Source organism: Kitasatospora sp. NPDC085895, from assembly GCF_040702125.1.
GTDB classification, from domain to species: domain Bacteria; phylum Actinomycetota; class Actinomycetes; order Streptomycetales; family Streptomycetaceae; genus Kitasatospora; species Kitasatospora arboriphila.
Genome location: NZ_JBFBJY010000156.1, coordinates 1 through 8666 on the forward strand (window position 1 = coordinate 1; position 8666 = coordinate 8666).

7 protein-coding genes and 1 pseudogene are annotated in these 8666 nt (G+C 69.9%); 5 read left to right on the plus strand and 3 right to left on the minus strand.

Features of this window, described 5'->3' with window-relative positions:
- Positions 1–251 precede the first annotated feature (251 nt).
- Positions 252–1022 carry a hypothetical protein gene (locus AB0442_RS40795; RefSeq protein ID WP_366168589.1) on the minus strand — a complete coding sequence of 257 codons (771 nt, stop codon included), beginning with the start codon at positions 1020–1022 and terminating at the stop codon, positions 252–254.
- Between the two features lie 476 nt (positions 1023–1498).
- A complete protein-coding gene (locus tag AB0442_RS40800; RefSeq protein WP_366168590.1) occupies positions 1499–3778 on the minus strand; it encodes an ATP-dependent RecD-like DNA helicase in 2280 nt (759 codons plus the stop codon).
- Positions 3779–4581: 803 nt separating this feature from the next.
- Between AB0442_RS40800 and AB0442_RS40805 the strand changes: the two genes are divergently transcribed.
- From AB0442_RS40805 to AB0442_RS40820, 4 genes are all read left to right on the plus strand, one after another.
- Positions 4582–5001 carry a hypothetical protein gene (locus AB0442_RS40805; RefSeq protein ID WP_366168591.1) on the plus strand — a complete coding sequence of 140 codons (420 nt, stop codon included), beginning with the start codon at positions 4582–4584 and terminating at the stop codon, positions 4999–5001.
- Between the two features lie 65 nt (positions 5002–5066).
- Positions 5067–5819, plus strand: a complete 753-nt coding sequence (locus AB0442_RS40810; protein WP_366168592.1) for a hypothetical protein — start codon at positions 5067–5069, stop codon at positions 5817–5819.
- Between the two features lie 397 nt (positions 5820–6216).
- The gene (locus AB0442_RS40815) at positions 6217–6801 is read left to right on the plus strand and encodes a Uma2 family endonuclease (RefSeq protein ID WP_366168593.1); all 585 of its coding nucleotides are present in this window, start codon (positions 6217–6219) and stop codon (positions 6799–6801) included.
- Positions 6802–6812: 11 nt separating this feature from the next.
- Positions 6813–7040: a helix-turn-helix transcriptional regulator gene (locus AB0442_RS40820; RefSeq protein ID WP_366168595.1), complete on the plus strand. Its 228-nt coding sequence runs from the start codon at positions 6813–6815 to the stop codon at positions 7038–7040.
- A 155-nt stretch (positions 7041–7195) separates the two neighbouring features.
- On the opposite strand, the gene AB0442_RS40825 is transcribed toward AB0442_RS40820, so the two are convergent.
- Positions 7196–7798 (minus strand): hypothetical protein, encoded by a 603-nt coding sequence (locus AB0442_RS40825; RefSeq protein ID WP_366168594.1) that lies wholly within the window; start codon positions 7796–7798, stop codon positions 7196–7198.
- Positions 7799–8330: 532 nt separating this feature from the next.
- On the opposite strand from AB0442_RS40825, the pseudogene AB0442_RS40830 reads away from it, so the two are divergent.
- Positions 8331–8666, plus strand: a pseudogene (locus tag AB0442_RS40830) (helix-turn-helix domain-containing protein); the annotation flags it as partial.

Below are 8666 nucleotides of genomic sequence, written 5' to 3' on the forward strand. Positions count from 1 at the left end.
GACACACATGGTGGTGATCTTCGTGGACGAGCCGCCCACGAAGATCACCACCGTCGACTCGCACCACGCAGTTGATCAGTTACCCAACACTTTCTGAGGCCGACCCCAGGTGACAGGTGCCGGCATCGTCGTGGTGCCACTGCCGTACGGCCTTTCGCACGCGAGGCGTCGGGGCCTGCGCGTGGCAGACTTCGACGTCAGCCCCGAAGCACTTCTGGGCTCGTCCATTGAGCAGGGGCCGAAATGCCCAGTTATGGACTGTCGGGTGTGAGCATGTCGCGGATGCACCAGCTCAGCCCGTCGCCGCCGGGACTGACGGGACGGATCCAGGGCACCTGCTCGAAAAGACTGCTGTGCCGCTGGGCGTCAGGGTCGGTCAGGAAGGAGTGGAGGTCGCTGGGGGCGGGGTCGTCGACCAGGCACAGCCAGGCGAGGCCGGCGCCGATACGGACGTGGGCAGGTCGGCCGGGATCCGACCACAGGTTCCGTGTCCAGCCACTGGCGTGGGCGTCCCGGTGTTCGCGGGCGAGTTGGGCGATCGCCAGGATCAACGTCACCTGGACCGCCGGATCATCCTCTGCAGCCAGCCGCTCATGCAGGGCGGAGGCAACGCGGGTTACCTCACCGGTCGCGAGGGCCAGGACGAACGCGGCCGCGGAGCGGACCCGCGGATCGGGGTCGGTCAGGAGCAGGAGTGGCAGGTGGAGGTCGCTCGCGACGGCATCGCGGGCGGCCTGGATCGTCCAGTCCACCGGGCAGTCCAAGGAGCCGACCATCAGCGGGTCCTCTGCGACCCGGAGGAGGCCCTCGCGGGTACCGTCGCCGAGGTGCTGGCAGCGCGCGCTCGTGGCGACCAGGATCAGGGTGTCCGCCCGGAGCCCGGGATGCCCGGTGGCCGCGATCCGGAGGAGGAACGGCACCGCCAGCGCTGCCACCTCGATGGTGCTGCCCTGGTGGTGCACAGTGGTCCACAGCTTTGACAGGGCGCGGTCGGCGGTCTCGAGGTCGTCGGCCGCAAGCATCCCGAGAAGACCGGGAATTCATCGCCCGGGCCGTAGAAGTGCGGAAACCGCTCCCACGGGATCTCCTCGTACCGGAACTCGTCCTTCACCTCCTTCGGAAGCGCGCCCAGGACAGCTCGCACGTCGCAGTCCGTGCCCGCCAACTTCTCCGGCCACCCGGCCCAACGGTCATCGTCCACAGCTTGATCTTCCCGCACGGCAGACCTCCCCCTGCGCCAACCATCCGATCCGCGAACACCTACGCCAGCTCCCGGCCGATTCACTGCTCGCCGCGCTACCGACGCAGCACTGCCGGGTCGAAGTCGAGGGGAAGGGTGCGGTGAGCGCGGTGGTCTCGCCGGCCTGGACGAGGCGGTCGGTGTAGGTGCCGTGCTCGAGGTGGCCTGGGCGGCGGCTGCGTGTGACGGCTGGGTTGCAGCCGCGCCGAGCGATCGGGCACCGGCGGTGCCCGGGAGCTGGGGCGCTGGCCGGCTGCTTCAGAGGAGGGACGTCTGGGCGTTGTACGTGCGGACGGGACCGGGAAGGACCGCAGTACCGGTGAGCGCTTCGTGCAGTCGGACGGCGAGGGAAGAGTTGCGACCGGCCGCCGGCTGCTTGATTGCCGTCTCCAGGGCCTCGGGATCGCCCACCAGGACAAGCATCCGCTGTGCGCGGGTGACAGCGGTGTAGAGCAGGTTGCGGCGCAGCAGCAGGTAGGAGGGTCCGGCCTTGGTGAGGGGGACGACGACGTGGGGGTACTCGCTGCCCTGGGCGCGGTGAACGGTGATGGCGTAGGCGTGGAGGAGTTCGTCGAGCTCCTCGAAGGCGTACAGGACGGTGCTGCCGTCATCGTCGAGGGTGACGTGGATGTGGCGGTCTTTGTCGTCGATGGCGGTGACGCGGCCGGTGGAGCCGTTGAGGACGCCTTTGCGCAGGTCGTTGCGGACGGCGATGACACGGTCGTTCAGGCGGAAGGGGCGGCCGTCGCCCCAGTGCTGCGCGTGGCCATCGTGGTGGGGGTTGACCTCGGCCTGGATGGCCGCAGCGAGCTCTTGGGTGCCGGTCGGGCCTTTGGTGCTGGGGGCGAGGACCTGGACATCGTCGGGGGTGATGGCGTAGGTGGTGGGCAGGCGGCGGGTGACGAGGTCGACGACGGTGGTCGGGATCTGTGCGTCGGGTACGGGTAGGAACCAGAAGTCGCCGCCGCTGCGGACGGGCATGCCGTGACGGATCTGGGCGGCGTTGCGGATGATGGCGCTGTCCGCGCTCTGGCGGAAGACCTCGTCGAGTTCGGTGCGGGGGATCGCGTCGACGGCGAGGAGGTCGCGCAGGACCTGGCCGGGGCCGACGCTGGGGAGCTGGTGGACATCGCCGACCAGCAGCAGGTGGACGCCCGGTGTGAGTTTGCCCAGGAGCCGGTCGAGGAGGGGCAGGTCGAGCATGGACGCCTCGTCGACGACGATCAGGTCCGCCTCCAGCGGGTCCCAGGCGTCGAAGAGGTTCAGCGGCCCGGTGTCCTCGTCACGGCGTTTGCCGATCATGCGGTGGACGGTGGTAGCCGTACGGCCGGTCAGTTCCTGCAGGCGCTTGGCTGCGCGGCCGGTCGGCGCCGCGAGCCCCACCCGGCCGCCGACCGTCTCCACGAGGTCGACGATCGTCTTCACCGTGAACGACTTGCCGCAGCCCGGCCCGCCGGTCAGCACCGACACCGGCTCGGTGAGGGCCATCCGTGCTGCCGCTTCCTGCGCTGGGGCGAGGACCAGAGCGCTGTCGAGGACGGGCAGCGGCCCGCCGCCGCGCCATGGCCCGAGCGACGCCAGGCGGGTCGTGGCACTGCGCAGACGGCAGATCCGTGCGGCCACGGAGACTTCGGCGGCGTGCATGCGTGGGGTGAATACCGCCGCCTGGAGGCGTCCGTCCCGCGGAACGTCCTGCACCACGACACTGCCAGTGGCGACCAGTGAGCCGAGCTGGTCGGGCAGCAGCTCGGCGAGTGTCTCGTCGCGGAGGTTCTGCAGCGTTCGGTGGAGCAGTTGGCGTTCGAACAGGAAGCACTGGCCGTCGCGGACCGCCGCCGTCTCCAGCGCGTGCAGCAGGGCCGCGCGCAGCCGCTCGGGGCTGCGCTCCGGCAGGCCGAGCCACAGCGCGAGCCTGTCCGCGGTGGCGAAGCCGATCCCGTACACCTCGGTGAGCCGGTAGGGGTGTTCCTGCACGATGTCCAGCACGTCCGCGACGTCGTGGGCCTCCCGGCGGACGGTGCGGAAGTGGTGGGCGATCCGCGGTGCGTGGGTGGGGGAGATGCCGGCGCCTTGCAGCAGCACCATCAGCTGCCGGATCTCCTGGTGGACCTGCCACGCGGCGACGATCTCCGCGTACCGGGCCGGGCCGATCAGGTGCACCTCCTGCAGGCGCTCGGGTGTCGTGTCGATGACCTGCAGGGTTTCCAGCTGGAAGGTGTCCACGATCGCGTCCGCCAGCTTCGGGCCGATGCCCCGCACCAGCCCGGAAGCCAGGTACTTGCGGATCGCCTGCAGCGTGGCCGGCTCGACGTATCGGCACTCCACGGCGTGGAACTCCTCGCCGTATGCCTGGTGCCGGCCCCGGCGCCCGGTCAGCTGCAGCGTCTCCCCAGGCTGCACCCCCAGCAGCGCCTCGCCCTTCGCGGTCAGGCTCCCGCCGTCCTCCACGCCCAGGCGCAGCGCGGTGAAGCCGCCGCTGCTGACGTAGAGGATCCGTTCGACGATGCCGTCCACCGTCTCCAGGCGTTGCTCTTCCATGTCCTCCCACCCATCGTGCATTTTCGATACGGCCTACCCGGCGTCCGCGGGGCCGAAAAGCCGCTCACGCTCGGCACCGTCTGACCGTGCGCGGCCGAGGACAGCACCGGAGCGGCCATCCGGCTGCTGCCGTGGGGGCATACGGGGTGGTGTGGCAGTCGTCGCCGCCCGCAGCCGCGCGATTGCCGGCGCAAGTGCTCTGCCGGAGTGCATGCAGGCGGCTTCGAAGGCACTGGCCGAGTAGGTTGGGCGGATGGCTGACAGCATTCCGGGCAATGGGGAAACCAGGGACCGGGTTGACGTCGTCTGGACAGTGCAGGGCCGGGAACGTACGAGGACCGTCACGAAGCTTTTGAACGTCCCGAGTGGCGTCGGAGCCATACTTTGCGTGACCCTACGGTGTACTGCCATCGAAGCGGTAGGAGCACGCCATCCCGCTCGGGCACTCCCAGGCCAGAGCATGGCGGCCGTCGCTCGCCATGCACGAAGCCGCTCTGCAGCGACTGCCCCCTGCCGCTACCGCTGGCGACAACTGGGCTATCGCTGGCGCCTGACATTCGAAAAGATGGGCAGTCGTGCCGGGCACTATAGATCCAGCGAACACAGCGGGACCTCAAGACACAAGTCTGGCTGCACCGTGGCCGCACTGGGTCTTCAACGCCGGGTACTGGAGCCGCACGCCGCAGCCCGCGCACCTGTCAGGGCAGGACCAGATCGATGCGCCGCTGGACTGGCCGGGCGCGCGCCGCGAGCACCGGGCCCACCACGAGGCCGGCCATGCCGTCGCCGCCCTGGCTGCCGGGGTGCCGGTCACACGGATCTGGCTTGCCCCGGGCGACGGCCGGGTCGCCGGACTGGGCGGCGGCACCGAGCTCCACCTCCCGCAGGACTGGGAGCTGGCAAGCCCGATCCTCGCCGCCGGCGAAGTCGCCGCCCAGCGCTGGCTGCTGCACACCGGCCGGTGGAGTGACGCCGCGGCGTGGGCGGTCGAGATGTCGGCCGCTGACGACCGGCGCCGCCTCGCGGACGCCGCCGAGCGGGCCGACCTTCCGTACGTCGAGTACCGCGGCGACTGGGACCGGGCATGCACCGAAGCCCGCCGTCTGCTGGCCTGCCAGTGGTTCGCAGTCGAGGCCATCGCCCTGCAGCTACTGCACGAGCCCGATGGCGCCATCGACGAGCGCGCCATCGACGAGCTGGCCGACGTCTTCGTCATCCGCTGACCCTGGTCGGCCATCCCCGTCTGCCGGGCACCTCCGTCCGTCGGCCGTACCACTACCCTGCGGGGATGCCGTACGAGCTCAACGCCGTCATCGGAGGCTTCGACCTGCTCAGGAGCCGGACTGCCGGGATCCGGGAAGCGACTGTCGCCCCGCTGCGACAGTGCATGGGGCTGGTGCCCGTCACCGAAGGGCTCCGTGAGGAGCTGTTCGGTTCGGCCCCGGCCTTCGAGCAGACCTTGAGCCACTGGTCCCAGGACGGGCCGATCGCCCACGTGGAGGCGGATTTCCACGGAAGGGACGGACACCAGGCCGCCGCCGTGTGGCGCACCGGCGCGAAGGTGTGGGGTCCGGCCCGTACCCGCGACTTCACCGGTCCACGGGAAGACTGGCCGATCAATGCCGCGCTCGCCCTGCTCGACGTCGTTCCGCGGAGCGCCGACGAGGCGGACCACCACGACCTGTTCCTGGAGGTGGGGCTCGGCCGGGAGCAGGACACGGACGGCTGGCAGTCGGCCGGCCGGGCCGCTCGATGGGCGGCGACCTACGGCGAGTGGCACGAGGAGCATCTGGCGGAGGAGGAGAGAGCAGTGCGTGCCGCTGCGGAGTTCGAGCGGAGCAGGCGGCTCGCCGATGTTCCCGTTGCCCTGGACGGCAAGGCGATCATGGGTCTGCTCGGCCTTCCTTCAGGCCCGTGGGTCGGCGCGGCCACTCGCCACCTCCAGGATCTGCACCTGGAACACGGCCCGCTGTCGGCGGAAGAGGCCGCATTCCGGCTGCGGATCTGGGCCGCGGGGCAGGACACGGGGCGTCGCGGCTGAGCGGTCCGGGCCCACTCCGCGCCTGGGCCCCGTCGCCCGCTGGATCCGGTTCATCGGCCGCCTCACCCTCCGACCGTGGCGGTGCCCGGCGGGTGCCCGCCGCGGCGAGCCCTTCGGCCTCCGCCAGCGGCGACGCACTGACCGGACGTCCGAACCGGTGCAGCGGCTGTTGTATCGGCCCGGGACGGTTCGGCAGCCGGTTCCTTCGGGCGGGTGCTTTTGCAGTCGTTCTGGACTTGTTGCTCGGGCTGCTCCGGTCTCCACCGTCGGATGGAGGGCTGCCGAGGGCACGACGGCCCGGACAGTCTCCGAATGGCGGGGGCAGAAACCCACGAGCGTCTCCGGCGGGTCGCCCGCACACTGCTTTTATGATCTATCGGTCATGTAGAGTTGGGCTGTGGAGACGAAAGAGGAAATCTACCGGCACCTTCGCGACCTGCGGGACCACCTGGTGGCCCAGACCGGGCGTCTCGCCGAGATCAGTGACGGCGAGATCGTCATGATGATGAGCCCCGTCCCGCTGCACGGGCTGACCGCCAAGCGCATCGTGCGCCAGCTCGACGCCCAGCTCACTCCTCCATTCGCCGCCTTCGAGAACACGGACACCGACGACGAGCGCCTGGGCAAACTGCGTATCCCCGACATCGTCGTGGTTCCCGAGCCCGCGATGGAACGGACCACCCCGCTCGACCCCCGCGACATCACGCTGGCGGTCGAGATCGTCTCCCGCTCCAATCCGGACAGCGACTACATCAAGAAGACCGCCGACTACGCCGCGATGGGCATCCCCCACTACCTGATCGTCGACCCGCGGCTCGGCACCTGCCTGCACCTGTTCCAGATCGGCACCCTGGACGGCCGCCCCGCCTACGAGGCACGGATGCCCTACAAGTACGGCGACGCCATCCCGATCGGGAACCTGCTCATCAACACGTCCGGGCTCCCCCTGTACAGCGACGCCGAACAGGAACCGCCCTCATGACCGCAGGCGACATGATCCGACAGCGACGAGAAGAACTCGGCTGGTCCCAAGCCCGCCTGGCGAGTGCCGCAGGAACCGGACAAGCCGTCGTCTCACGCATAGAGAGCGGCCACCTCAACCCCACCGTGGACATGCTTCGCAGGCTCGCCAGTGCCATGAACACCGAACTGCGACTCACCCTCCTCCCGCACGGCGACCCATCAGCACCTGAGCCAGCTGGGCGAACTCGTTCGCGCTGATCGCGGCCGGGCCGGGCCCGCCTGGGCCGAGCGTCACGCCGTCCTTTCGGACGTCGCTGTGCAGCTGGTCCAGCACGGTGTCGCAGTGCCGTAGGCCTCCTCGGGGCTGTGTCGCGGATTCTGGCGCAGGATGGCAGCCCGGCGCGGGTCGAACGTCACCCGTCGAAGTTGGACCAGAAGATCCCCACGCCCGCACCGTTCTCGTCCCGGCCGACCAGGATGCTGTTCGACGTGAAGTCACATGTGGGGAACACCAGGGAGTTCGCGCCGCTGGCCGGATCGACGACGATGTCGAGCACGGGGCTTCGGGAGCCGCTCTTCTGCTGCGCCTGGAATTCGGCCACGGCATGGGCCTCGGGGTCGCTGGCCTGCGCGAAACCGGCGGTCCGGCGAAGAGCCCCGCCGATGGCCAGGTTGCCCGGGGTGCTGGAGTAGATCGCCGACGCGCCGTCACTCAGCATGTTGACGTCGTCCGACGCCTCCTCCCAGCTCGCACCTGCCAGCGCCTGCGGGGTGGTACCTTCGGCGACCAGCGCGACTGCGGAGACGGTGGCACCCTGCTCGTCGTCCCAGTCGTACGCCAGGTACACCTCGTGCAGCCCGTCGGCGACGACGGAGAACGTGTAGAACTCCGCACCGTCGAGCCCGCACATCGCGATCTCCCCGCGGCTCAACAGCCGGCCCGCCAGCGTGAACCCGCCCAGATAGCCGCCATCGTTGGCCTTCAGAACTGTCTCGATTGCTTTGATCATCTGCATGCCGGCGAGTGTGCCACTCCGCTCCGACAGAGCCCCCGCCAGCCGTTCGAGCTGGCGACCGCACAGCTGCCGATGAGCGCTGTAGGCAGCGCCCCCCGTCCGGCTGGTCGGCGCGGTCGAGGCCACTGAGGTGCGAAGCCAGTCGTCCACCTGGGCCTGCAGGCTCGTCGGCTCGCAGAAGTCGCGCCGCGCCGCCCAGCCCCCGCCGCTCTCTCACCTGCTCCGGGAAGGCACGGCGGCTTTGCCGGTATCTGCCCGGGGGCTCGGCGCGAGCGCCGACGCGACGATGAGGGGGAAGCGGCCGGTCCAACAGCACGCTCCGATCCCGGGTTGTCGGGTCCAGCGTTTGCGACGTGCGCGGAGAGGACGCCCGATGGATCCCATCCCTGATCTTGCGTGGGTATCCCCGGCTTCGGCCGGGGAGGGAAACGCCTCCTTGGCCCGGAGCCGCGCAGCGGCGGAGCCAACGTGGTTGTCGGTGGCGCTCGGTAGGGTGATCTCGCTGGCCGTGATCTTGGAGGGGGTGGGTCGGGTGATCCGTGCGTACAAGTTCCTCATGCGGCCCACCGTGGGTCAGGAACAGGGGTTGTCGGCGATGCTGCGATCACTGCGCGCTGTACAACGCTGCACTCCAGGAACGCCGCGACGCCTACCGGCACGTCAGCCGGACGACCGTCCGCTACGGCCAGCAGTCCACGCAGCTCAAGGAGATCCGGGCGTTCGACCCGGAGCGTCAGGGCCGCTGGTCGTTCTCTTCGCAGCAGGCCACGCTGCGGCGTCTGGACAAGGCGTTCGCGGCGTTCTTCCGCCGGGTCAAGTCCGGCGAGACGCCCGGCTATCCGCGCTTTCGTGGGGTCAACCGGTTCGA

Coding starts and splice junctions, on each gene's coding strand:
- AB0442_RS40825 (WP_366168594.1), bottom strand. CDS start 7,798: ATGCAGATGATCAAAGCAATCGAGACAGTTCTGAAGGCCAACGATGGC.
- AB0442_RS40820 (WP_366168595.1), top strand. CDS start 6,813: ATGATCCGACAGCGACGAGAAGAACTCGGCTGGTCCCAAGCCCGCCTG.
- AB0442_RS40800 (WP_366168590.1), bottom strand. CDS start 3,778: ATGGAAGAGCAACGCCTGGAGACGGTGGACGGCATCGTCGAACGGATC.
- AB0442_RS40810 (WP_366168592.1), top strand. CDS start 5,067: ATGCCGTACGAGCTCAACGCCGTCATCGGAGGCTTCGACCTGCTCAGG.
- AB0442_RS40795 (WP_366168589.1), bottom strand. CDS start 1,022: ATGCTTGCGGCCGACGACCTCGAGACCGCCGACCGCGCCCTGTCAAAG.